The sequence below is a fragment of the Limisphaera sp. 4302-co genome (assembly GCF_049537155.1).
GTDB lineage: Bacteria > Verrucomicrobiota > Verrucomicrobiia > Limisphaerales > Limisphaeraceae > Limisphaera.
The window spans coordinates 98,737-121,063 of record NZ_JBMVQZ010000003.1 but is presented as its reverse complement, the minus strand read 5'-3'; the positions used below and the strand labels follow the sequence as shown (position 1 = coordinate 121,063).

16 protein-coding genes and 1 pseudogene are annotated in these 22,327 nt (G+C 67.3%); 8 read left to right on the top strand and 9 right to left on the bottom strand.

Going from position 1 to position 22,327, the window contains the following annotated elements; genetic code table 11:
- The first annotated feature begins 33 nt into the window (after positions 1-33).
- Complete coding sequence (locus ACPDIX_RS04365; RefSeq protein ID WP_423430563.1) at positions 34-3,444, top strand: PD-(D/E)XK nuclease family protein; 3,411 nt, start codon at positions 34-36, stop codon at positions 3,442-3,444.
- Positions 3,445-3,490: 46 nt separating this feature from the next.
- A pseudogene (gene carB, locus ACPDIX_RS04360) lies at positions 3,491-5,284 on the top strand (carbamoyl-phosphate synthase large subunit); the annotation flags it as partial.
- Positions 5,285-5,304: 20 nt separating this feature from the next.
- Here carB and purD read toward each other — a convergent pair.
- Positions 5,305-6,621 carry a phosphoribosylamine--glycine ligase gene (purD, locus tag ACPDIX_RS04355; RefSeq protein ID WP_423430562.1) on the bottom strand — a complete coding sequence of 439 codons (1,317 nt, stop codon included), beginning with the start codon at positions 6,619-6,621 and terminating at the stop codon, positions 5,305-5,307.
- A gap of 241 nt (positions 6,622-6,862) precedes the next feature.
- Here purD and ACPDIX_RS04350 point away from each other — a divergent pair, with 241 nt between their 5' ends.
- Genes ACPDIX_RS04350 through ACPDIX_RS04330 form a run of 5 tightly spaced genes read left to right on the top strand, consistent with a single transcriptional unit; the run spans position 6,863 to position 13,747 of the window.
- Positions 6,863-8,821 carry a type II secretion system protein GspD gene (locus tag ACPDIX_RS04350; protein WP_423430561.1) on the top strand — a complete coding sequence of 653 codons (1,959 nt, stop codon included), beginning with the start codon at positions 6,863-6,865 and terminating at the stop codon, positions 8,819-8,821.
- A 33-nt stretch (positions 8,822-8,854) separates the two neighbouring features.
- Positions 8,855-10,660: a hypothetical protein gene (locus tag ACPDIX_RS04345; protein WP_423430560.1), complete on the top strand. Its 1,806-nt coding sequence runs from the start codon at positions 8,855-8,857 to the stop codon at positions 10,658-10,660.
- Positions 10,657-11,496 (top strand): hypothetical protein, encoded by an 840-nt coding sequence (locus ACPDIX_RS04340; RefSeq protein WP_423430559.1) that lies wholly within the window; start codon positions 10,657-10,659, stop codon positions 11,494-11,496. The genes ACPDIX_RS04345 and ACPDIX_RS04340 overlap by 4 nt, the downstream gene beginning before the upstream one ends.
- Complete coding sequence (locus tag ACPDIX_RS04335; protein ID WP_423430558.1) at positions 11,493-12,014, top strand: hypothetical protein; 522 nt, start codon at positions 11,493-11,495, stop codon at positions 12,012-12,014. The genes ACPDIX_RS04340 and ACPDIX_RS04335 overlap by 4 nt, the downstream gene beginning before the upstream one ends.
- A complete protein-coding gene (locus tag ACPDIX_RS04330) occupies positions 12,011-13,747 on the top strand; it encodes a GspE/PulE family protein (RefSeq protein WP_423430557.1) in 1,737 nt (578 codons plus the stop codon). The genes ACPDIX_RS04335 and ACPDIX_RS04330 overlap by 4 nt, the downstream gene beginning before the upstream one ends.
- Positions 13,748-13,773: 26 nt before the next feature.
- Here ACPDIX_RS04330 and ACPDIX_RS04325 read toward each other — a convergent pair whose 3' ends face one another.
- The 5 genes from ACPDIX_RS04325 to ACPDIX_RS04305 form a co-directional block, all read right to left on the bottom strand.
- Positions 13,774-14,574 carry an isoprenyl transferase gene (locus ACPDIX_RS04325; RefSeq protein WP_423430556.1) on the bottom strand — a complete coding sequence of 267 codons (801 nt, stop codon included), beginning with the start codon at positions 14,572-14,574 and terminating at the stop codon, positions 13,774-13,776.
- Between the two features lie 9 nt (positions 14,575-14,583).
- Positions 14,584-15,852, bottom strand: coding sequence for an adenylosuccinate synthase (locus tag ACPDIX_RS04320; RefSeq protein ID WP_423430555.1), 1,269 nt, complete (start codon positions 15,850-15,852; stop codon positions 14,584-14,586).
- A 249-nt stretch (positions 15,853-16,101) separates the two neighbouring features.
- A complete protein-coding gene (locus tag ACPDIX_RS04315; RefSeq protein WP_423430554.1) occupies positions 16,102-16,644 on the bottom strand; it encodes a hypothetical protein in 543 nt (180 codons plus the stop codon).
- Between the two features lie 15 nt (positions 16,645-16,659).
- Positions 16,660-17,298 (bottom strand): sigma-70 family RNA polymerase sigma factor, encoded by a 639-nt coding sequence (locus ACPDIX_RS04310; protein WP_423430553.1) that lies wholly within the window; start codon positions 17,296-17,298, stop codon positions 16,660-16,662.
- A gap of 18 nt (positions 17,299-17,316) precedes the next feature.
- Positions 17,317-18,369 (bottom strand): polyprenyl synthetase family protein, encoded by a 1,053-nt coding sequence (locus tag ACPDIX_RS04305; RefSeq protein ID WP_423430552.1) that lies wholly within the window; start codon positions 18,367-18,369, stop codon positions 17,317-17,319.
- A 369-nt stretch (positions 18,370-18,738) separates the two neighbouring features.
- Between ACPDIX_RS04305 and ACPDIX_RS04300 the strand changes: the two genes are divergently transcribed.
- Complete coding sequence (locus ACPDIX_RS04300) at positions 18,739-19,650, top strand: helix-turn-helix domain-containing protein (protein ID WP_423430551.1); 912 nt, start codon at positions 18,739-18,741, stop codon at positions 19,648-19,650.
- Between the two features lie 87 nt (positions 19,651-19,737).
- Here the strand turns inward: ACPDIX_RS04300 and ACPDIX_RS04295 are convergent, their stop codons facing one another.
- The 3 genes from ACPDIX_RS04295 to ACPDIX_RS04285 form a co-directional block, all read right to left on the bottom strand.
- Complete coding sequence (locus ACPDIX_RS04295; protein WP_423430550.1) at positions 19,738-20,406, bottom strand: 3-keto-disaccharide hydrolase; 669 nt, start codon at positions 20,404-20,406, stop codon at positions 19,738-19,740.
- 132 nt (positions 20,407-20,538) lie between these two features.
- A complete protein-coding gene (gene ftsY / locus ACPDIX_RS04290; protein WP_423430549.1) occupies positions 20,539-21,453 on the bottom strand; it encodes a signal recognition particle-docking protein FtsY in 915 nt (304 codons plus the stop codon).
- The gene (locus tag ACPDIX_RS04285) at positions 21,450-22,307 is read right to left on the bottom strand and encodes a PHP domain-containing protein (protein ID WP_423430548.1); all 858 of its coding nucleotides are present in this window, start codon (positions 22,305-22,307) and stop codon (positions 21,450-21,452) included. The genes ftsY and ACPDIX_RS04285 overlap by 4 nt, the downstream gene beginning before the upstream one ends.
- Positions 22,308-22,327: the final 20 nt, after the last annotated feature.

Here is a 22,327-nt window from a genome sequence, read left to right as displayed (position 1 = left end):
GCAGCGGGGCCGGGTGGGGCGGAAACTGGGGACATGCAGGTTCGGCTTTGGATGGGCCCGGCCGGCAGCGGCAAGACGCACCGCTGCGTGGAGGCGATTCGGGCGCGGCTGAGGGAGTCTGCGGAGGGGCCGCCGCTGGTGTTGCTGGCGCCGCGGCAGATGACGTTTCAGTTGGAGCGGCAGATGTTGGCCGGGGCCGTTCCGGAGGGCTACACGCGGCTGCTGGTGGTGTCGTTCGAGCGTTTGTGCCACTGGCTCTGGGAGGAACTGGGGGGGGCGAACCTCCGCTGGCTGACGGCGGAGGGACGCACGATGGTGATGCGGTCGTTGCTGGGGCGGCTGAAGGACGAGCTGAGGGTGCTGCGCGCGGGGGTGCGGCGGCCCGGGCTGGCGGGGGAGGTGAGTGAGGCCTGGGTGACCTGCAAGCGGCATCGGGTGACAGCGGCACGGCTGGCGCGGGTGGCGGCGGGGCTGGAGGACCGGCGTTTGGCGGAGAAGCTGCGCGATTGGGCGCGGCTGGGTGAGGCTTACGAGGAGTGGCTGGCCCGGCACGGGTTGGCCGACGTGCAGACGCTGGCGGAGCGGGTGGTGGAACTGCTGGAGCAGCGGGTGGGCAGGGGTGCGTGGATCGAGGGTGTTTGGGTGGACGGTTTTGCGGAGCTGGCGCCGCATGAGGTGGCGTTGTTGGCGGCGCTGACGCGGCACTGTCGGGAGTTGACGGTGACGTTTTGTCTGGACCGGTCCGGGTGGGAACGCGGGGGTTGGTTGACGCCGTGGCGGCGGGTGGAGCGGTCGAGGGAGCGGTTCTTGTCGGCGCTGGCCGGTTTGTCGGATGTGGAGGTTGTGCAGGAGTGGCTGGAGCCGCGCCTGGAGGTGGGGCGGTTCGATGCGTGCCCGGGGTTGGCGGCGTGGGAGCGGGCGTGGGCGTTGGGGAGGCCGGTGGGAGGCCGGGCGGGTCCGGAGGGGTCGGTGCGGTTGGTGAGTTGCGAGGATCCGGTGGCGGAGGCGCGGTTTGCGGCGCGGGAGATCTGGCGGTTTGTGCGCGCGGGGGGCCGGTTTCGCGAGGTGCTGGTTTTGGTGCGGGACCTGGAGGCTGCGCATGGTCCGTTACGGCGGGTCTTCGGTGAGTACGAGATTCCGTGTCACTGGGACCGGCGCGAGCCGGTCTCGCATCATCCTGTTGTGGTGTTGACGCGCGGTGCGTTGCGGTTGGTGGCGCGCGACTGGCGACTGGCGGACTGGTTGTCGGTGTTGAAGAGCGGTCTGGTGAGGGGCGCGGCTGCGGAGGAACTGGACGCGTTGGAGAACGAGGCGCTGGCTTGTGGTTGGGAGGGGCGGTCGGTCTGGTGGGGTGAGGACGTGAGGGCCTGGTGGCGGGGTCGCGCCACGGGCGGCGGGGAGCGGTGGGAACGGTTGCTGGGCCCGTGGCGGGAGTGGGACGAGGCGTTCGGGTCGGGCGCGCGACCCGTGGCGGGAGGGGAACTGGTGCGGGCGCTGCGGAGGTTGTGGGGTGCGTTGCGGGTGGAGGAGCAACTGGAGCGGTGGGCGGCGGAGGCGCCGGAGTGCGGGGGAGGCGCGGGTGAGGTGGTGCCGGGCGGCTCGGTGCATCGGACGGTGTGGGAGGCGGTGCAGGTGTGGCTGGAGGATGTGGAGCTGGCCTTTGGGTCGGAGCGGCTGGGGTGGTCGGAGTGGTTGCCGGTGTTGGAGGCGGGTCTGACGGAGCTGACGGTGGGGGTGATTCCGCCGGCGCTGGACCAGGTGTTGGTGGGGACGGTGGATCGCTCGCGCCAGTCGGAGGCACGTCTGGTGCTGCTGCTGGGATGGAACGAGGGCGTGTTTCCGGCGCGGCCTCGGGGCGGGCCTCTGCTGTCGGAAGAGGAGTGGCAGCGGGTGGAGGAGGCCGGGTTGGCGATGGAGTTGTCGCCGCTGGAACAACGGGCGCGCGAGGAACATTTTGCGTACGTGGCCTGCACGCGGGCGCGGGAGCGGGTGGTGATCAGCTGGTGCCGGCGGGACGGGCGGGGGCGGGTGCTGAATCCCTCGCCGTTTGTGGCGCGGATCCGGTTGTGGTACCCCGGGTTGCCGGTGGAGACGGTGGCGGGGGAGGACGAGCGGGTGGAGGGAGGGCAGGGTGGTGGGCTGGTGCATTGGCGGGAATGTTGGCCGCGGGTTTTGCGGGCGTTTGGGGCGGGTGGGACGGCCGCGGTGGAGCCGGTGCCGGAGCCGTTTCGGTCCCTGGTGGACTCGTTTGTCGGGCATGTGCGGTCGGTGCGGAATGCGCGGTTGAGTCCGGTTGTGGTGAAGCGGCTTCATGGGGAATGCCTGCGGCTGTCGGCGACGCAACTGGAACGGTTTGCGGCGTGTCCGTTTCAGTTTTTCGTCTGGGGCGGCTTGTTGGCCCGTGAGCGGGAGGTGCACGAGGTGGATGCGGCGGATCGGGGATCGTTTTTGCATCGGGTGCTGGCGTTGTTTCACGAGGAGGTGACGAAGGAGGGGCGGCGTTGGCGGGACTTGAGCGACGGTGAGGCGCGTTCGGTCTTGCGCAGGGCGGCTGCGCAGGTGGTGAGAGGGTACCGGCACGGGTTGTTCGGCGCGCGGGCGGTGCGACGCTGCATGGTGGAGCGTTGGGTGCGGGAGTTGGAGGCGTTTCTGGAGGTGATTCTCGGCTGGATGCGTGAGGGGCGGTACCGGTTGGACCCGGTGTTGGCGGAGTGGGAGTTCGGGCGGGTGAGCGGGGATGGCGGGGCGGCCGAGGGGCCGGGCGTGACCAGGGAGCTCGATGGAGGCCGGCGGGTGGTGCTGACGGGGCGGCTGGACCGTGTGGATGCATTGCGCCTGTCGGACGAGGAGGCTCTGGCGGTGGTGATGGACTACAAGTCCGGGCGGGCGCGCCTGGAGCGGTTGAAGGTGGAGGCGGGACTGGACTGGCAGTTGCGGGTGTACCTGCGGGTGGTGGAGGATCTGCAGGAGTTGCGGGACCGGCTGGGGGTGAGGCGGGTCCGGCCGGTGGGGGCGTTTTATGTGCCGTTGCGGCCCGGTCCGGAGACGGGCCCGGATCCGGAGCTGCCGGCCGGGGAGGCCGAGCGGGCGCGGCGGTGTGCGTACCAGCACATGGGCTTGTTCGATTTCTCGGCGGTGGGTTGGTTGGAGGCCGGGGATTTCACGCGGGGGGAGCAATTCCCCTGGCGCCGCAGGATGGACGGGCAATTGCAGGCCGGCTGCTGGCAGGCCATGGATTCGGCGGGTTTTGATCGGTTGCGACGGATGGGAGACCGGCTGCTGGCAGAGTTGGCGGAGCGCATTTGGTCGGGAGAAGCGGGGCCGGACCCGTACCGGCACGGCAGCGAGGTGGCGTGCGATTTCTGCGAATGCGCGGCCATTTGCCGGCTGGATCGGCGCCGGCACCGGTTCCGGCTTCTGAAGGCGGGCGGCGGCGGGGTTTGACAGGGGCAACCGGGCTTGGCAGGTTGGGCGGCCGTTTGGGAGGACTGTGAACGCGGAACTGCTGGCTCAGGCGAAGGCGTTGGGGTTCTCGGACCGCCAGATCGCCCATTTGACGGGGCGGACCGAGGACGAGATTCGGGCTTTGCGGAAACAGCTGGGTCTGCTGCCGAGCTACCGGTTGGTGGACACTTGTGCGGCGGAATTCGAGGCTTACACGCCGTATTACTATTCGACGTACGACCGGGGCGACGACGAGGTCCGGGTGAGCGACCGTCCCAAGGTGATGATCCTGGGTGGGGGACCGAACCGGATTGGTCAGGGGATCGAGTTCGACTACTGCTGCGTGCACGCGGCCTTTGCGCTGAAGGAGGAGGGGTTCGAGACGATCATGGTCAACTCGAATCCCGAGACGGTCTCCACCGATTACGATACGAGTGACCGGCTCTACTTCGAGCCGTTGACCCTGGAGGACGTGCTGCACATTTACGAGCGGGAGCACTGTCACGGGGTGATCACGCAGTTCGGGGGGCAGACGCCGTTGAACCTTTCGCTGCCGCTGCAACAGAACGGTGTGCGGATCCTGGGCACCTCGGCGCGGAGCATCGAGGTGGCGGAGGACCGGGAGTTGTTCGCGGAGTTGTTGCGCCGGCTGAACATTCCCCAGCCGCCCAACGGGATTGCCACCAACGAGGCGCAGGCGCTGGAGGTGGCGCGGCGACTGGGTTATCCGGTGCTGGTGCGGCCCAGCTTCGTGCTGGGCGGGCGGGCGATGCAGATCGTGTATTCGGACGCCGAGCTGCAGCATTACGTGCGGTTTGCCGTGGAGGCGTCGCCGGAGCGGCCGGTGCTGGTGGACAAGTTCCTGGAGGATGCCACCGAGGTGGACGTGGACTGTGTGGCGGACGTGGGGTTGTTTGAGGATCCATCGGAGGGGACGGTGGTGATCGGCGGGATCCTGGAGCACATCGAGTATGCCGGCGTGCATTCGGGGGATGCGGCGATGGTGCTGCCTCCGCACACGCTCTCCTACCACACGATCCAGACGATTCGCGAGTACACGCATGCGCTGGCGCGGGAGTTGCGGGTGGCGGGGTTGATGAACGTGCAGTACGCGGTGAAGGACGACACGGTGTACGTGCTGGAGGTGAATCCGCGTGCGTCGCGGACCGTGCCGTTTGTGAGCAAGGCCATTCAGGTGCCGCTGGCCAAGTTGGCCGCCAAGGTGATGGTGGGTCGGCCGTTGAAGGAGCTTGGGTTCACGAGGGAGGTCTGGCCGCGGTACTGGGCGGTGAAGGAGTCGGTGTTTCCGTTCAACCGGTTTCCGGGGCAGGACATCGTGTTGTCGCCGGAGATGCGGAGCACGGGGGAGGTGATGGGGTTGGACACGAACCTCGGCGTGGCCTACGCAAAGAGCCAGATGGCCGCGGGCGCGCCGCTGCCGCTGGAGGGCAACGTGTTCATCAGCGTGAGCGACCGGGACAAGCCGCACATCCCGGCGATTGCGCAGCGGTTTGCGGAGCTGGGCTTTCAGATCGTTTCCACGGGCCGAACGGCGCAGGTGCTGGAAGCGGTCGGGCTGAAGGTTCGCAGGATCTTCAAGATCAACGAGGGCCGGCCGCACGCGCTGGACCTGATCAAGAACGGCGAGCTGCAATTGATCATCAACACGCCGACCGGCTCGACTCCGCGGGCCGATCAGGTGAAGATCCGCACGACGGCGGTGCTGGCGGGCGTGCCGATCATGACCACGCTGAGCGGGGCCAAGGCGGCCCTGCTGGGCATTGCCGCCCTGCGCCAGCACGGGTACGGCGTGAGGTGCCTGCAGGAGTACCGGCCCTGAGCCGCGGCCTGGAGGCCCGCTCAGGCCGGGCGGCCCGCGCGCTTCCACTCGAGGGCTTGGAAGGCGATGTCCCGCCGGTACTGCGCGCCTTCGAAACGGATCCGTTCCACGGCGCGGTAGGCTCTCTGGAGTGCGGCGGGCAGGTCGGGTCCGGTCGCCGTCACCCCCAGGACCCGGCCGCCCCGTGTGACGAAACGTCCGTTTTCCCATCCGGTGCCGGCGTGGAAGACTTTGACACCGGGGATACGTTCGGCCTCTTCGATTCCCTCGATGGGGCAGCCTTTTTTGTAGGCGCCGGGATAGCCCGCGCTGGCCATGACGATGCAAACGCTGGTTTGAGGCGACCACCGGAGTGTGTGCGCGGACAGCTTGTCTTCCGTGGCTGCCATGAGGAGTTCGAAGAGGTCGTTTTCGAGGCGCGTGAGGTAGACTTGTGTTTCGGGGTCGCCGAAGCGGACGTTGAATTCGAGGACGCGCGGGCCCGCGGGGGTGAGCATGATGCCCGGGTACAACACCCCGCGGAACAGGATCCCTTCGGCTCGGCAACCCTCCTGCCAGGGACGCAGGATGCGATCATATGCCGCGGCCAATTCGGCATCGGAAAGGAACGGTGTGGGGCTGTAGGTGCCCATGCCGCCGGTGTTGGGACCGGTGTTGCCGTCGCCGAGGCGTTTGTGGTCCTGGGCGGTGGGGAAGGGGAGGGCCGCGCTGCCGTCGCAGAGGGCGTGAAGCGACACTTCGATGCCCTCGAGCAGCTCCTGGATGACGACGCGTTCCCCGGCGGGTCCGAGCACGCGACGGGTCATGAGGTCCTGGATGGCGGTGCGGGCTTCCTCGATTCCGCGACAGACCCGCACGCCCTTGCCGAGCGCGAGGCCGTCGGCCTTCACTGCGCAGCGGCCGCCCAGCGTCTCCGCATAACGGATGGCCTCGGCCGGGTCGGTGAACGTGGCGGCGCGAGCAGTGGGGATGCCGTGCCGTTCCATGAACTGTTGGGAGAAGATCTTGGATGCCTCGAACCGGGCGGCGTCGCGGGTGGGCCCCCAGGCTCTGAGGCCGTGGGATTGAAAAAGGTCCACGACGCCCAGCGCCAGTGGGTTGTCCGGCCCCACGACGGTCAGGTCGGGCCGGTTTTCAGAGGCCCACTTCAGGAGGGCAGGGAGGTCCTCGGCGTCAACGGGCACGCATCGGGCGGTCCCGGTCCCGGAGCGCAGCGGTTCGCGGGCGATCCCGGCGTTGCCCGGGGCGCACCAGAGTTCGGTGACGTGCGGGGATTGCGCCAGTTTCCAGACCAGGGCGTGTTCGCGGCCGCCGCCGCCAATGACCAGCACTTTCATCGGGGCGCGCATTGAAACACTGATGCGCGGGGTGGGGAAGTTTTTTGTAGGCGGGCGGAGCCGGGGCGGCGGATTGGGTCCGTACGGTGCCCGGGGCCGGAGTGGGGCCCCGGCGGGGGCGAGGTGGGCGGGGGATGGTTCCGGGGCGGGTTTTGGTTGCGGGGGTTGCAAATGCTGGCGCAAGATGATTGCGGCTGCGGCTCGAATGAGGGGCCGGGCCCCAGCGTCCATGATTGCCGAGATGTCGCGCAAAGGTTCTCTGTTTTCCTGGGTTCTGAGCACGGGGCTGATCCTGGCAGGGTCGGCCTGTCGGCAGGTGCCGGTGGTGGAGGGGCCTGTGGGCGCGCCGGCGCGGGCCGGGGGAAAGGCTTCGGAGTCGCGGCCGGTGCGGTACAGTCCCGATTACGACGCGGAGATCGAATCGGTTTTGGAGCTGGCGCGCAAGGGCCGGTGGGAGCAGGCCCAGGAGGAGGCGGACATGTTGCTGGCGCGGGCGCCGGAGGATGGTGCGGTGCAACGGCTGCATTCGTGGGTGACGCAACAGCGCCAGGCGGCCCGTGAGAAGGCGCTGGAGGACAGGATCCGCGAGATCAACGCGGCCAATTCGGTGTTCAACCCGACGATTCCCGGTTTGCTGACCGAGCAGAAGGACCGTGGTTTGCCGGCCAGCAAGGATGTGCGGGACACCATCGAGAAGATCGAGAGCAGCCGGTTGATCCCCGAGAGTTACGGTGTGGTACGGCGGGAGAAGGGGCCGATGTTCGATCTGGAGGCCGCTCGCGGGCCGATGGCCAGGCTGCTGGAGAAGGAGGTCACGATTCATCTGGACAACGTGACGCTGGAGAACCTGATCGTGCAGCTCAGCCAGACGACCGGGATCAACATTGTGGCGGACAAGGCGCTGCCTGTGCTCAAACAGACGCTGAGTGTGAACGTGGACAAGGTGCGGTTGTCGGAGTTTCTGAAGTATGTGTCGCGGAATTACGAGGTGCAGTTCCAGGTGGGGCCGGAGCTGATCTGGGTCACGGACGCGAAGGATCCGAAGAAGCTGATGGAGGAGACGCGCTTCTACCGGTTGCGGACGGGGTTCGTGCGCCCGGCCCAGTTCGGAGCGGACGAGGTGGTCCGCACCCGGACGCAGGCCCCCAACAACGTGGTGACCATCACCGAGACCCAGAGATTTCGCAAGTTTGTGAACGACGAGGCCCCGGACGCGCCCTCGTTGGAGCAGGCCATCACCAACTTTTTTACCGGCACCTGGTACATTGACTATGAGCGCAACCTGCTGGTGGCGCGGGGGACGCCCGAGCAGCTTGAGGTGTTGGAGCGGTTGATCGAGGAGTTTGACCGGCCGATTCAGCAGGTGCTGATCGAGGCGCGGTTTGTGACGATTTCCAAGCCGGCGTTCCTGCAGCTGGGCGCCCTGTGGGAGACGGGCCGGGCGTTGCAAGGTGTGCGGGTGCCGCAGGACTTCACCGGGCTGGCCAATCTTCAGAGCTTCCCCACCGAGAACAACATCCCGGCGGTGGGGATCGGGTTGCAGGAGGTGTTCACCAACATCCTGGGCCGGCGCGCCCTGAGCGCCACGTTGAGCGCGCTGGAACAGAGCGGGGAAAGCCAGACGATCAGTTCGCCGCGTCTGACGGTGTTGAACAACCGGCCGGCCACCATCTCGGACGGCAAGGTCCAGTACTATTACGAGGAGTACCAGGTGAAGCAGACAGTGCAGCAGTACTACACGGCCTCTTCCTGGGTACCCAGCGGCAAGCCCACCAAGGTGACGGCGGGGGCGGAGTTGAACGTGCTGGCCAGCATCGCCGGGGACGGCAAACACATCATTCTGGCGCTGAACCCGCGGGTGAACACGGACGTGCAACTGGTCCCCTTTGCCACGCTCACCGACTATGACGCGCAGAACAAGCAGGTGCTGAATTCCTTCACGCTCAAGCTGCCCGAGTATCGCACCCAGGAGCTGGCCACGCGCGTCGTGGTGCGGTCGGGCGAAACCGTGGTGATGGGCGGCGTGTTGGAGCGGGAACGAACCACCATGGTGGAGGCGGTGCCGATCCTGGGCAACATCCCCATCATCGGCGCGGCCTTTCGCCGGCGGACCGAGGTGGACAAACCAAGGTACCTGCTGATTTTCGTCACGGCCACCATCGTGAACGAGAAGGGCGAGTTCGTGGTGTACGAGGACTGAACCGGCGGACGCGACGACCAGGAGACGAACGTGATGTGGCCCGGGGGACGACAACGGTTGATTGCGTTGGATCGCGGCCGCAGTCGTGTGAAGCTCGTCCTGGGGGAATGCCGGGCCGGCCGGTTGGAATGGGTGGACGCCCGGGTGGTGGATCTGGAGGAGGAAGGTCTGGTCTCCACGGAGGAGGTCCGGCGCCATCTGCAGGTCCTTCTGCAGGAGTGGAGTGAATGTCCGCTGGTGCCGGTCCTGCCGCCCCGCCTGAGCTTTTCGCAGATTCTGGACGTGCCGCACCCCGGCACGGCCGCCGATCTGCCCCGAATGATCGAGGAACAGACGGCGCGGCTGCGCGGCCTGGGGCAGGGCCCTTGGCTGTACGAGGCGACACCGTTGCCGCCGCAGGGGCGCTGGCAGCAGCCGTGGTTTTTGACACTGGCCCGGTTGGAAGACGTGCAGCAGTTCCTCGAGGAGACGGCACCCCGGATCACGGATGTGCGGCACGTGTGCAGTGCGCCGCGCGCATTGGCGGAGGCTTGGTGTTGGGCGGTGCCCGACGGGAAGGACGCGTGGCTGCTGGAGGTGGGTGCGGCCGAGACGTTGCTGGTGCGGGTTCGCGACCGGCGCCCGGCTTGGGCGTTGACCGAGGCGGTGGGCGCGGAGGCGTGGGTGGAACGGCTGGCGGAGGTGCGCAAGTGCCGGCCGGCAGAGGCGGAGGGGCTGTTGTTGGGCGCCGATCTGTTCACCGGGGGGCAGAAACAGGCCGTGCTGGCGGAGGCGCTGCGGGCGTGGTGGACGCGGGTGGAACGGGCCGGTGCGCTGGCGGGCCGATCGGGGCCGGAAGGCGAGGCGTGGTTGGATGGGGATCTGTACGTTTCCGGCGGCCCGGTTCGATGGCCGGGCTTCGTGGAGGCCCTGAGGGAGGTCAGTGGTCGTGCCTGGCGCGTCTGGCCGGAGATCCGGCGCGGAGAGCGCACACTGGCGCTGGGTGAGTATGCGCTGGCGGTGGGGGCTGCCGTGCACGCGTGCACGCGGCGGCCGGAGGAACCGTCGTTGTTGCCGCCGGCCTTGCGGGTGTACGGCCGGCAGATGCATCAGGCGGCTTTGTTGCTGCGGCTGGCCATGCTCTTCCTGGGGCTGGTGGCGCTACTGGTCGGTGCGGGGATGTGGCGGAAGGCCCAACGGGTGGCCGAGAAGGAGGCGCTGGTGCGGGAAACCGAATCGGCGATGGCCGCCCTGGAGGATCTGACCGAGGCCACCCGCCGGAGGGACGCCGCCTTTGCGCGGTACTGGCCGTTGTGGGATCAGCAGGAGCGCACGCTGGGTTTGCTGGAGACGTTGCGTGCGTGCGAGGAGGCCCGCTCCCGACACGATTTTTGGACCGTCCTGCTGGCGGACGTGGAAAGCTACTCCCGAGGGGCGACCTGGCAGCCGCCGGACACCAACGGCCCGCTTGCACGGCTGCTGGCCTGGCTGGCCGAGCCGCCGCCCACCCCCACGTATGTGGCGGAGTTGTGCATTCCGGCGACCGGTGAAGCGACGCTGCGGATCCTGAGCGAGCTGGTGACGGATCTGCGGCGCGATCCGCTGTTCAGCCGGGTGGATTCCGTGCCGGCCGGTCAACGACGGAACTGGGTGGATCCCAAGGTGCTCATACCCGACCGACATTTTGTGCTGGCGCTCGACATGGCCGACGGCGGGTGGCGCAGTTTGTTCCAGAACGTGCGCGTGTCCGAGGTGCGGTGGGGGACCAATGTTATTCGACGGCCGACGCTCTGGGCGGCGCCGGCCGGCCGGACCGGGTCGGAGGGACCGGCCACGAAACCGACGGGACAGGCTCCATGATTTCCGAGAGGACCATCCGGCGCGCGCAGGCGGGCACGCTGATTCTGGCGGGCGTGGTGGCGGGGCTTTATTGGTTCGGTTACCGCTCGCTGAGCCTGCGGGCGCGCGAGTTGGACGGGCCGGTGGCCGAGGCGCAGAAGCGCCTGGTGGCCATGGCCCGGACCCAGGCGCAGGTTCGGAGTCTGGCCACACCCGTTTTGCTGGAGGCGGCCGGACAGATGCGGCGTGCGGCCGAACAACTGTTGCAGGCGGGGCAGGATGTCGCCCGGCGGGTCGTCTGGGACGACACCACGCAACAGCGGCTTTCCCAAGAGTTCCAGTTGCTCGAGTTCGATCGGCAGCGGTTTTTGACGATGGCCGATCTGCGGGCGCGGGCCGCCTCGGCCGGGGTGACGGTGGCTGACGCGGTTTGGGTGCACTACCCGGATTACGATCCGAACCTGGCGCCGCCGTCCCTGCACTGGGCGCTGCTGGCCACGGCGCAGCAGGCATTGCTCGCGGCCCTGCACTGCCGGGTGGGGGTGATCAGCAACCTGACCGTGTTGCCCACGCTGACCTATGCAGGCGGCGAATCCGGCGAGCTGCTGTGGCATCACTTTCGGATCCAATTGGAGCTGGCCGGCCCCGCCCCTGCCTTGGAACGCTTCCTGCGGCTGCTGCCATGGCGACCAGAGGACGGACCGGCGGGGGACGGCGCACCGGTCGAGGGCAAGACCCAGTCCTTTTTCGTGGACCGCATCCTGATGAAAAACGTGAGTGCGAACCCGGATGTGACGGCGTTGGACGTGGTGATCAGTGCGTTCTGTCCGCATCCGCAGGCCCGGCCCGAACCATGATCCCGGCTGTACAACGGACGTTGGGTGTGGTGAGCCTGGCCCTGACGGCGGGGTTGTTGGCCGGCTTGGGCGTTCTGCGGGACCTGGAAGATGCCCCGCGCGGGGTGCCGGTGGCGGGCACGGGTGCCGCAGCGGTGGCGGAGGTGCCCTTGCCGGGGGCGGTGTTCGGGGACCGCTTCGGGTCGAACGCGTGGCGACGCGTGATGGGGGGGACGAATCTGACCTCGGCGTTCGTCACCACGTATTTCCGGCCGCCGCCGCCTCCTCCGCCGCCGGTGCGCAAGACCCAAAAGTTCCGGCTCACCTACCAGGGGTACTTTGAGACCGCCGACGGTGTGCAACGGGCCTATGTGCAGGTGGACGATCGGTTGCAGATCCTCCCGCCGGGGGCCCGGGTGGTGGGCGATGTGGTGATTGACACGATGGGCCCTCTGGAGCTGCGCCTGCGGCAGGCGGGAACCCAGACGGTGGTGGTGCCTTTCCGGGGCACGCGCGAAGTGGAGGTGCCGGTGGAATGAACGCGAACGGGGCCGCAGAGCCGGTGGAGGTGGGTGAGCTGCTGGTGCGGCGGGGGGTGCTGTCGCCCAAGTTGCTGGAATTGGTCCGGCGCCGGCAGGCGCGGCTGGGCATTCCGCAGCACCGGGCCATCGTGGAGCTGAACTACGCCTCGGAGGAGGACACCTATCGTGCGCTGGCCGAGCTGCACCGGATGCCTTTCGAGGACGTGAGCATGCTGGAGGTGCCGCAGGAGGTTCTGCAGGAGGTGCCGCTGAAACTGGTCTTTCACTACCGCCTGCTGCCGTTGCGGCGCGAGGGGGATGCGCTGGTGGTGGCGGTTTCAGAGCCGCCGCTGCCGATGGAGGAGGGGAACCTGCGGCTCATTCTGCGCCGGCCCTTGCAGTTCGTGTTGAGCACGCCCAGTGCGATCCAGGCCGCGCTGCGCCGGCATTTCGGACTGGGAGCCGAGACGATTCAACAGTTGCGCGACGATCGAGCCTGGGAGGAGACGGGCGCGGAGATGGTGTTCGACGTGAAGCCGGCCGAGGACGATCCGGCGGTGCAGGCCTCCATCGCGCGGTTGGTGGATCAGATCCTGGTGGAGGCGCTCCGGTTGGATGCCACCGACATCCACATCGAGCCGTACCCGGACGAGATCCGGCTGCGATACCGGATTGACGGGGTGCTGCAGACGATTCCGGTTCCGGCCGGTCTGCGGAAGCTGCACGCCGCCCTCGTCTCGCGGCTCAAGATCATGGCCGGTCTGAACATTGCGGAAAAACGGCTGCCGCAGGACGGTCGCATCGCCATGAAGACCGGCGGGGAATCGTACGATCTCCGGGTCTCGGTCCTGCCCACGGCGCACGGAGAGGCCCTCTGCCTGCGCGTGCTGGGCCGGCAGAGTCTTTTTCTGGACCTCGGCCAGCTCGGGATGGAACCGGAACAGGAGGCCCTGATGCGGGAGCTGGTGCAGCTGCCTCAAGGGATGGTGCTGTTGACCGGCCCGACGGGAAGCGGCAAGACCACCACGCTCTACGCCGCGCTGGCCCAGGCCAACGACGAGGGTCGCAAGATCATCACCCTCGAAAACCCGGTGGAATACCAGATCCACGGCATCTCGCAGATCCAGATCCGGGAAGAGATCGGGCTGAGCTTTGCCAGTGGCCTGCGGGCGGTGTTGCGGCATGACCCGGACGTGATCCTGATCGGGGAGATCCGGGACACGGAAACCGCCGAGATCGCGGTGCGCGCCGCGCAGACGGGGCATCTGGTGTTTTCGACGCTGCACACCAACGACAGCGTGACGGCCGTGACGCGCCTGTTGGAGATGGGGATCGAACCGAGTGTGCTGGGCGCGTCGTTGGTGGCCAGTATTGCCCAACGGTTGGCGCAACGGATTTGCCGACATTGTTTGGAGCCGGACCCGGAGGTGGCACCCGAACTGCGCGAGGAAATGGCCCGGGTCCTCGGATGCGCCGCGGGGGAACTGTCGTTGTGGCGCGGTCGCGGCTGTGTGGAGTGTCGGCAGCGCGGGTACCGCGGGCGGGTGGGATTGTTCGAATTCTTCGTGTTGAACGAGGACCTGGCGGATCGGATCGAGCCGGGGGTGAAGGCCGGGCAGTTGCGGGAAGCTGCGCGCCGGTTTGGCTGGCGTTCGCTGAGGGAACAGGGCTGGTTGAAGGTGCAGCAGCGGCTGATTTCGGTGGCGGAACTGCAGCGGCTGACCCGCCGGGTGCGCGTGGGCAACGGTTGAGGGGCGGTTCGGGCCGGGCCGGGCCTTCAGACCGTGCCGAACCGGCGGTGGCGGCGGGCGTATTCCTCCAGAGCGGCGTAGAAGTGCGATTTGCGAAAGTCCGGCCACAGGACCGGAGTGATCACCAGCTCGGAGTAGGAGATCTGCCAGAGGAGGAAATTGCTCACCCGCATCTCGCCGCTGGTGCGGATCAGGAGGTCCGGATCGGGTATGTTCCGCGTCCAGAGGTGCTGGGCAAAGAGGCGTTCGTCAATTTCTTCCGGATCAATTCTGCCCTCGCGCACCTGCCGGGCGATGCTTCGGACCGCCTCGACGATTTCGGTGCGGCCGCCGTAGCTGAGGGCCATGATGAGGGTCAGGCCGTTGTTTTTGGAGAGGGCATGGAGGGTTTTTTTGAGCTGTGCCTGGACCGGTTCGGGCAGGCGGTGGATCTGCCCGATGACGTGCAGCCGGACGTTGTGGCGTTGCAGTTCGGCGGTTTCGGTCTTGAGGTAGTGGAGGAGGTATTTCATGAGGGCGTCGACCTCCTCCTTCGGGCGGTTCCAGTTCTCAACGGAGAATGCGTACAGGGTGAGATACTGGATGCCCAACTCGGCCGCCGCCCGCACCACGGCGCGCGCGGACTCGGCACCGTGGCGGTGTCCCTCGATCCGGGGCAGGCCGCGTTGGCGGGCCCAGCGGCCGTTGCCGTCCATGATGATGGCGACGTGCCGGGGCAGGGCGGCGCGCGCTTCCGGGCTGAGCGTGGAGCCGTTGGAGTTCCCGGGCGTGCCCAGGAGGGGCGGTGTGCCGGTGGGTGCGCTCAGTTCGGTGCCCGGTTCGGCCATGGTCGTGGGTCAACGGAAGATGGTTTGTTCCCGGGCGGGCCCCACCGAGACGATTCGGATGGGGGCGCCGACGAGGTCTTCCAGCGCCCTGAGATACGCACGGGCACGGGCCGGCAGGTCCTTCCAGCGCCGGACCTCGCTGGTGGGTGTGCGCCAGCCTGCGAACTCGGCGTAGACCGGTTCGCAGGCGGCCAGCTCCGCGGCGTCGGCCGGCAGACTGTCGTAACGCCGGCGGCCGACCCGGTAGGCGAGGCAGACCTTGATCGTCTCGACGGTGTCGAGTCCGTCGAGATTGGTGACGGCGAGGGAGTCCACGCCGTTGATGAGCACGGCCTGGCGCACTGCCACGGCGTCGAACCAGCCGCAACGGCGGGGGCGGCCTGTGGTGGCGCCGAATTCGCGACCCATGCCGTGCAACAGCTCGCCCAAGGCCGGGTCTTCCGTGGGCAGCGGCCCTTCGCCCACGCGTGTGGTGTACGCCTTCATGACGCCCACCACGCGGTCGATCCGGTTCGGCGGCACGCCCGATCCGGTGCAGGCCCCGCCCGCGGTGGTGTTGGACGAGGTGACGAACGGGTAGGTCCCGTGGTCGATGTCTAGGAACGTACCCTGGGCGCCCTCGAACAGGAGGCTTTTGCCCTCCTGCAGGGCCCGGTGCAGGACCTGGACCGTATTGGTGACGAAAGGTTTGAGGAAGGTCCCCGCGGCCTGATAAGCCTCCAGCACCTTGCGGTAGGAGAGGGGGCGGGATCCCCAAGCGCGGAGCACCTGGTTGTTTTCGCGAATCCGACGCTTGAGTTTCTCGGCGAACAGGTCGGGTTGCACCAGGTCCACCATGCGCAGGCCCACTCGTGCGGCCTTGTCCGCATAGGCAGGGCCAATCCCGCGTTTGGTGGTGCCAATGCGCTGGCGTCCCTGCCGTTGTTCGCGTGCCACATCCAGCTCGCGATGGTAGGGCAGCACGACATGGGCGGTCTCGCTGATCCGGAGGTTGTCTCCGACCTTGACCCCCAGCTTGCGCAGACCGCGGATTTCCTCCGCCAGGCCCACCGGATCGATCACCACCCCGTTGCCGATGACGCAAAGCTTGTCGCGCCGCAGGATGCCCGAGGGGACGAGATGAAGGATGTAGCGTTCGGTTCCGACCCAGACGGTGTGCCCGGCGTTGTTACCACCGGCGTACCGCACCACCACGTCGGCTTCTTCCGTCAGCACATCAATAATCTTGCCCTTGCCTTCGTCGCCCCACTGGGCGCCCACCAGAATCGTATTGGCCATAGTTGGCTTGCCGCCGCCGGTTGGGAAATCGCCCTTCCGATCCTGTCGCGGGCCGGCAGGTCGGTCGGGGCTGCCGCGGGCAGCGGGACCGTTGCAACCTAGAAAGCCGGGTGTGTGTCTGTCAATGTTGCCTGCCGGGTTGCGGGGATGCGGGCGGTGGCGCCCAGCGCCGAAGGAGACGGCCGCGGCCGGGCGGGCCGGTCCCCGTCTGCTGGTCCGGGACCGGACGTCCTGGCCGCTCCCGCCGGTTCAACGCCACGGCACCGTCTGCAAGGCCGGAGGTGCGCTGCTGGCGCGTTGGACTTCGAGCGAGGGCGGCGCGAAAAGTCCGCCGGGCATGCCGCCCGGGACGGTCTCCCTGGCCGGGGACAGGGGCAGGTTGGTGGCGGCCAACAGTCCGCCGGGTTGGGCCAGCACGGGCAGGGCCGGCGGGGCTTCGGCCGGCCAGGTGGGGCGCGCAGCCGGCACCTCGACGGGTGCCAGACCGGCTCCTTCCAACCCCCCCGGCAATTGCAGTTGTTCGGCCTGCCAAAGGGCGCCGATCACCAGCGCGGACACGCCTACGCCCACCAGGCCGGCCCAGAGCGGTCTGGGGGCCAGAACCTCGCGGATCGCCAGCCACCATGGGGGCCTGGGTTCCGCGGGTGACGCGGCCTGACGGTTCTTCTCCTGGCGCAGCCGTGCCAGGACGGCCTGGCGCATGTCGTCAAGGCAGCCGGCCGGTGGCCGCTCGTAGCGCTTCAAGGCCAGCAGGCGGCCCAGTTTTTCGAATTCTCCGGACGGCGTTTCCATGGTGTTGTGAGTCGTTCAAAGGTAATCCGAAAGGTATGCCTGCAGTTGCTGCCGCGCATAGAAGAGGCGCGAGCGAACGGTGCCCACGCTGCAGTCCAGGATCCGGGCGATTTCCTCGTGCGGCATACCTTGTACCTCGTGCATGACCACGACCAGTCTATGCTTTTCAGACAATTTCATCATGGCTTCGTTCAACTTTTGGCGCAACTCGGCCAGGGAAACGTCGCGGCGGGGTGTCTGTTCCGTGATGAGGGCGACCAGATCGGGATCGTGTTCGGCACGGGCGTCGAGGTCGTTGAGGCTGGGGCCGCTGCGTTCGGGTCTCTTTTTTTCCAGGAAGTTGAGGGTCTTGTTGACGGCGATGCGGTACAACCAGGTGCCGAAGGCGGCGTCGCCGCGGAACCGCTCGAGCGCATGATAGGCGGTGATGAAAGTTTCCTGGGTCAGGTCCCGGGCATCTTCATGGTGGGAGATCATGTGGTAGATGACCTGGTAGATGCGCTCCTGGTGACGCTGCATGAGCAGGTCAAACGCTTCCAGGTCGCCCTGTCGGGCTCGTTCCACCAGAGATTCGTCCGGTGGACCGGTTTGCTCGGGGTGCGAGGCCGGTGCGGGGGCCGGGACGGAACCGGGGTGGATGGGTTCCTGAGCCATGAGGTGTCCGGGAACCGGTCAACCGGGGGTCGTCAGGTTGTCCGTTTGACGGGCCAGGAATTCGGCGGCGGCCCTGAGCCCCTCTTTCTGCACGGGGGCGGGTAGATGTGCGAGTTCACGGCCTGCCCGGGTCAGGTGGTCGTGCACTTCGGCCAGGGCGCCCGGCAGTGCCTGATAACGGTCCAGCAACTGGCGGAGTCGGGGCAAATACTGGGGATGCCATTCCCGGATCCACCGTTCCAAGCGGCTGCGGTCCCGGGCATCCGCCCGTTCCCAAGCCAGCAGGATGGGCAGGGTCAATTTCCCCTTGGCCAGATCGGTGCCCAGGGATTTGCCAGCCCTCTGTTCCTCCCCCAAGAGGTCCAGGCAGTCGTCGTACAACTGGTAGGCAGTTCCAAAGGCCAGGCCGAATCGTCGCAGTCCCTCCCGGACACCGGCCGGGGCCCTGCTGCACCAGGCGCCCAGCTCGCATGCAAGTGCAAACAGCTCGCCGGTTTTCATCTCGAGGATCCGACGGTAGGAATGCCGGGATCGTTCGAAGTCACGCCGATAGCGCGTTTGCAAGATCTCTCCCGTGCAGACGACCTGGGTGGCTTGGGCGACGGTCCGGCACACCTCCGGCGTGGGAAAGGACGCTGCCTGAACGAGGGCCTGCGCAAACAGACAGTCCCCGAACAACACCGCAGTCTCGTTCCCCCATCGGGCAGCCACGGTGAGCCGTCCCCGGCGCAAAGACGCCTCGTCCATGACGTCGTCATGGACCAGTGTGGCCAGGTGGATCATTTCGATGATGACCGCCACACGTACGTGCTCCTCTGTCGTGCCGCCCAGAGCCTGACCGACCAGACCAACCAGGGTGGGGCGCAGTTGCTTGCCGGTCCCTTGCAGGGTGTACTCCGCCAAGCCCGTGAGTTCGGGGTCGAAAGATCGTACCTGCCCGACCAGATGAGCCGAGACCTGATCCAAGAATCCCTCCAAAGGTCCAGTGATCCGTTTCCAGAGCAGACCGACCTCGGCGTCCCGGGAATCCGCAGCGGGGGTGGCGGTTGCTTTGGTGCCCGTTGCCAGCATGCTTGTCCAGTCTAGGGATGGGTCGGAACCAAGTCAAACGCCCGGACCGGGGCGGGTCGAAGACAATGGACGAGCCGGCGGCTGCCGGCGGTTGCCGCAAGGGCGGTGGTCGCGAGTGCTGAACCGCGGGCGAACGGGCTGGGGAGCCGGTTTGACGCCCGCTGCTGGTGTCGTCGGCGGACTTCACCGGCGGGCCGAGCGGGGTGGGCCGGCGCCCGGCCGGGTCCCTGGACCATGCGACCCGGCGGCTGCGGGTTGCGTTTGCTGGTGTGGGGGGTGCAGCCGCGGGGGGCCGGAAAAGCGGGTGCGAACTTTTCCTTGACGTTCAATATTCGTGATTCATAAATGCTTGTGACAGCACGTTATCTTATGCAGGAGTGTTCGCAGGAGCAGGCCTTTCGGGTGCTGCAACAGGTGCACGAGGCGGAGGGGTTCGAGGCTGCGTTTCACCGGGCCACGGGGCTGCGGGTGACGTTGCGGCCGTTGCCAGCGGATGGGGTGGGTTTGCTGGCTCTGGACAATCCGGTTTGTCGGCGGGTGGTGGAGACGGCGGAGGGTCGTGCGGTGTGCCAGCGGCGGCAGGAGGAATTGCGTCGGGCGCTGGAGGCGGGTCGTTCGGTGGAGCGGTTTTGTTGTGTGGCGGGGATGACGGTTTTGGCGGTGCCGGTGCGGTTGTGCGGGGAGCCGGCGGCGATGTTGCACACCAACCGGCTTTTGCTGCGGCGGCCGGGCCGGGAGGAGGTGGAGGCGGCGTTGGCACAACTTCGCGCCTGGGGCGTGGAGGTGTCTGCGGACCGTTTGGCGGGGATGCTGTCGGAGTTGGTCGTGCTGGAGGCTGCGCAGCTGGATGCGGTGGTGCGGCTGTTGCGCATTTACGCGGATCATTTGGGGGACGTGGCGAGCCGGCGCATTCTGGCGGATCGGTACGGCAAGCCGTGTGCGTTGGCGCAGGCGCTGGCCTACATCAAGGAGCATCATGGCGAGCGGTTGCCGCTGGGGGAGGTGGCGCGGCGTGTGGGGCTGAGTCCGTACTATTTTTGCAAGCTGTTCCATCGCAAGATGGGGATGACCTTCACGCAATACCTGAACCGGGTGCGGCTGGAGCGGGCCAAGGACCTGTTGCTGAACCCGGCGCTGCCCGTGGCGGAGGTGGCATCGGCGGTGGGGTTCGGTTCCATCCCGCATTTCAACCGTAGTTTCAAGCGGTACACGGGGATGACGCCCACGGCCTACCGGGCGATGCGGCTGGGCCGGGGGCGGTTGCCGATCGCGGCGGGGTGAGGTTGGGGCAGTCGCCGTTGTTTCAGGATCTTCCCTGGTGCTTCCGGGTCCGACCGACGGGTTGCGGGGGCAGGTCGCGCCAAAGGTTCACTCCAAGGGCTCGAGGGTGACGCGGCGCACCTCGAATTCGCTGCCTTCGCTTTGGATGCAGATGTGGCCGGAAGTGACGGTGCACTCGGTGGCCTGGTTGACGAGGTGGCCGTTGACGTAGACCCGGATGGTATCGCCCTTGCAGATGATTTCGTAGGTGTTCCATTCCCCGACGGGTTTTTCGTGGGAAGGACCCTGTTTGGGGACTCGGCGTTCCTTGCGGCCGCGGTGTTCCTTGAAATCGGTCCCGCCGATGACCCAGAAGTCGCCCTGGTTGCCGTACATGCCTTGGGCCTCGATGCTGCGGGGCCAGACCTGGTCCGGCCCGCTCATGTGGAGCAGCACACCGGTGTTGCCCGGGTTCAGGAAGCGCCATTCCACGGTGAGTTTGTAGTCGCAATAGGCGTCCACGGTGCGGATGTATCCGGCGGGGCGGCCGGTGCAGTGGATGACGCCGTTGCGGATGGACCAGGTATTGGTGGGATCGCCGCCGGGCGTGAACAGATACCAGCCGGTGAAATCGCGGCCGTTGAACAGCTCGATTTTTTCACGGGGCTGGATCGGCTCGGCGGCCCGGGCCGGTTGAGCGAGGGGAGTGAGGAGTGAGAGCGCCAGGAGGGTGCTCGGACCCAGCCGTGGCGGCATGCGGTGGGACGATGTTTTCACGCCGTCAAGTTTCCGGTTGGGGTTGCGATTGTCAACGGGGCACGGGTCCCGGCCGTGGGGGATCGGTGCGGCGGGATGGGGGGCGGGGGTTTGTTGTTGCCGGCTGCCGGGGTTGGTGGCTGCCCGGGGTGGTCATTCAGCGAACAGGGCTTTTGCGAACTGTTCGGGATCGAAGGGTTGCAGGTCGTCGGGTTGCTCGCCCAGGCCGATGAATTTGACGGGGACGCCCAGTTCACGCTGGATGGCCACGACCATGCCGCCCTTGCTGGTGCCGTCCAGTTTGGTGACGATCAGGCCGGTCAACGGGACGGCCTTGTGGAACTCACGCGCCTGCTGGAGGGCGTTCATTCCGGTGGGTGCGTCCACGACGAGGAGGACCTCGTGGGGTGCGCCCGGGATTTGTTTGCCCACGACACGGTGCACCTTTTGCAGTTCCTGCATCAGATTGTACTTGGTGTGGAGCCGGCCGGCTGTGTCGAGGAAGACGTAGTCGATCCCGCGGGCGCGCGCGGAGGCGACGGCGTCATGGGCCACGGCGGCCGGGTCGGCTCCGTAGGCGCCGCTGATCACTTCCACGCCGAGTCGTTGTCCCCAGAGTTTGAGCTGTTCGATGGCGGCGGCGCGGAAGGTGTCGCATGCGGCCAGGAGTGCGGAGTGACCCTGTTGTCGGACGGCGTGGGCGAGTTTGGCTGCGGTGGTGGTTTTGCCCGTGCCGTTGACACCCACCAGGGAGACGACCGTGGTCATGTGGGCCGCCTTGCGCAAACCGTTGCGCGGGTTGGTGAGGATGCGTGCGACCTCGCGCTCGGCGATGGCGGCCACATCGAGCCCTGCGGGGCCCTGGGTTTCGTAGGCCCGGCGCACGGCCTCCAGGATTTCCCGGGTGGTGGCGACGCCGAAGTCGGCGGCCAGCAGGGCCTGTTCGAGTTCCTCCAGTGTGGTGGCGTCCAGGCGCGGGGAACGGGAGAGGACGCGTTTGATCTCGTGCACCAGCTTGCTGTGGGTCTTTTGCAAGCCGGCTTTGAATTTGGCCAGCAATCCTTTCATGAGAGGGTCGAATGGAGTTTTTGTTGTCGCTCGGCGGTGCGTTGGGCGATGCGGGCCTGCAGTTGGACCACGAATTCGTGTGCCAGGCGTACCGAACCGACCAGGGGTTGTCCTTTGTTGTAACCGTGACAATCCGATCCGCCGGTCACCAGCAGGCCGTGCCGCGCGGCGAGGGAAAGGTAATGCTCGGTGAGGGAGGGGGAATGTTTCGTGTGAAAACATTCCAAGCCGTCCAGGCCGGCGCGGACCAGTTCAGGCAGGTGCGGGTCCGCGTAGTAGAGTCCCGGGTGGGCCAGGACGGCCACTCCGCCCGCGCGGTGAAGGAGGGCGATGGCCTCGTGGGCGGGGATCCGGCTTTTGGGCACCCATGCCGGCCGATGCTTTTTGAGAAAGCGTTCGAACGCCTCGTCCAGGTCGCGACAGATGCCTGCCTCCACCAGTGCGCGTGCGACGTGCGGGCGGCCGGGTGACCGGCAGTTGGCCAGTGCGAAGACACGGTCGGCCTCCAACGGGATGTTCATTTCGTTGAGCCGGGCGACCATGTCGCGGATGCGCTGCTGCCGCACGGTCTGGAATCTGCGCATGGCCTGCAGAAACGGCTCGTCCTGCAGATCGAACCCGTAGCCGAGGATGTGAATTTCCAGTCCTTCGAGCTCGGCGGTGAGCTCCACTCCGGGGATGAATTCCATGCCGCGTTCGGCGCAGGCGCGGGACATGGCGGGGCAGCCCTCCACCGTGTCGTGGTCGGTGATGGCCACGCAGCCGAACCCCAACCGGTGGGCCTCCTCCGCCAGTTCCTCCGGCGCGAAGGTTCCGTCCGAAAATCGGGTGTGCAGATGGAGGTCGGCGAACACGGACGAGGTTGCGACAGGGA

Coding starts and splice junctions, on each gene's coding strand:
- ACPDIX_RS04320 (WP_423430555.1), bottom strand. CDS start 15,852: ATGGCCAATACGATTCTGGTGGGCGCCCAGTGGGGCGACGAAGGCAAG.
- ACPDIX_RS04315 (WP_423430554.1), bottom strand. CDS start 16,644: ATGGAAACGCCGTCCGGAGAATTCGAAAAACTGGGCCGCCTGCTGGCC.
- ACPDIX_RS04345 (WP_423430560.1), top strand. CDS start 8,855: ATGTGGCCCGGGGGACGACAACGGTTGATTGCGTTGGATCGCGGCCGC.
- ACPDIX_RS04325 (WP_423430556.1), bottom strand. CDS start 14,574: ATGGCCGAACCGGGCACCGAACTGAGCGCACCCACCGGCACACCGCCC.
- purD (WP_423430562.1), bottom strand. CDS start 6,621: ATGAAAGTGCTGGTCATTGGCGGCGGCGGCCGCGAACACGCCCTGGTC.
- ACPDIX_RS04335 (WP_423430558.1), top strand. CDS start 11,493: ATGATCCCGGCTGTACAACGGACGTTGGGTGTGGTGAGCCTGGCCCTG.
- ACPDIX_RS04330 (WP_423430557.1), top strand. CDS start 12,011: ATGAACGCGAACGGGGCCGCAGAGCCGGTGGAGGTGGGTGAGCTGCTG.
- ACPDIX_RS04350 (WP_423430561.1), top strand. CDS start 6,863: ATGTCGCGCAAAGGTTCTCTGTTTTCCTGGGTTCTGAGCACGGGGCTG.
- ACPDIX_RS04305 (WP_423430552.1), bottom strand. CDS start 18,369: ATGCTGGCAACGGGCACCAAAGCAACCGCCACCCCCGCTGCGGATTCC.
- ACPDIX_RS04340 (WP_423430559.1), top strand. CDS start 10,657: ATGATTTCCGAGAGGACCATCCGGCGCGCGCAGGCGGGCACGCTGATT.
- ACPDIX_RS04365 (WP_423430563.1), top strand. CDS start 34: ATGCAGGTTCGGCTTTGGATGGGCCCGGCCGGCAGCGGCAAGACGCAC.
- ACPDIX_RS04300 (WP_423430551.1), top strand. CDS start 18,739: ATGCAGGAGTGTTCGCAGGAGCAGGCCTTTCGGGTGCTGCAACAGGTG.
- ACPDIX_RS04310 (WP_423430553.1), bottom strand. CDS start 17,298: ATGGCTCAGGAACCCATCCACCCCGGTTCCGTCCCGGCCCCCGCACCG.
- ftsY (WP_423430549.1), bottom strand. CDS start 21,453: ATGAAAGGATTGCTGGCCAAATTCAAAGCCGGCTTGCAAAAGACCCAC.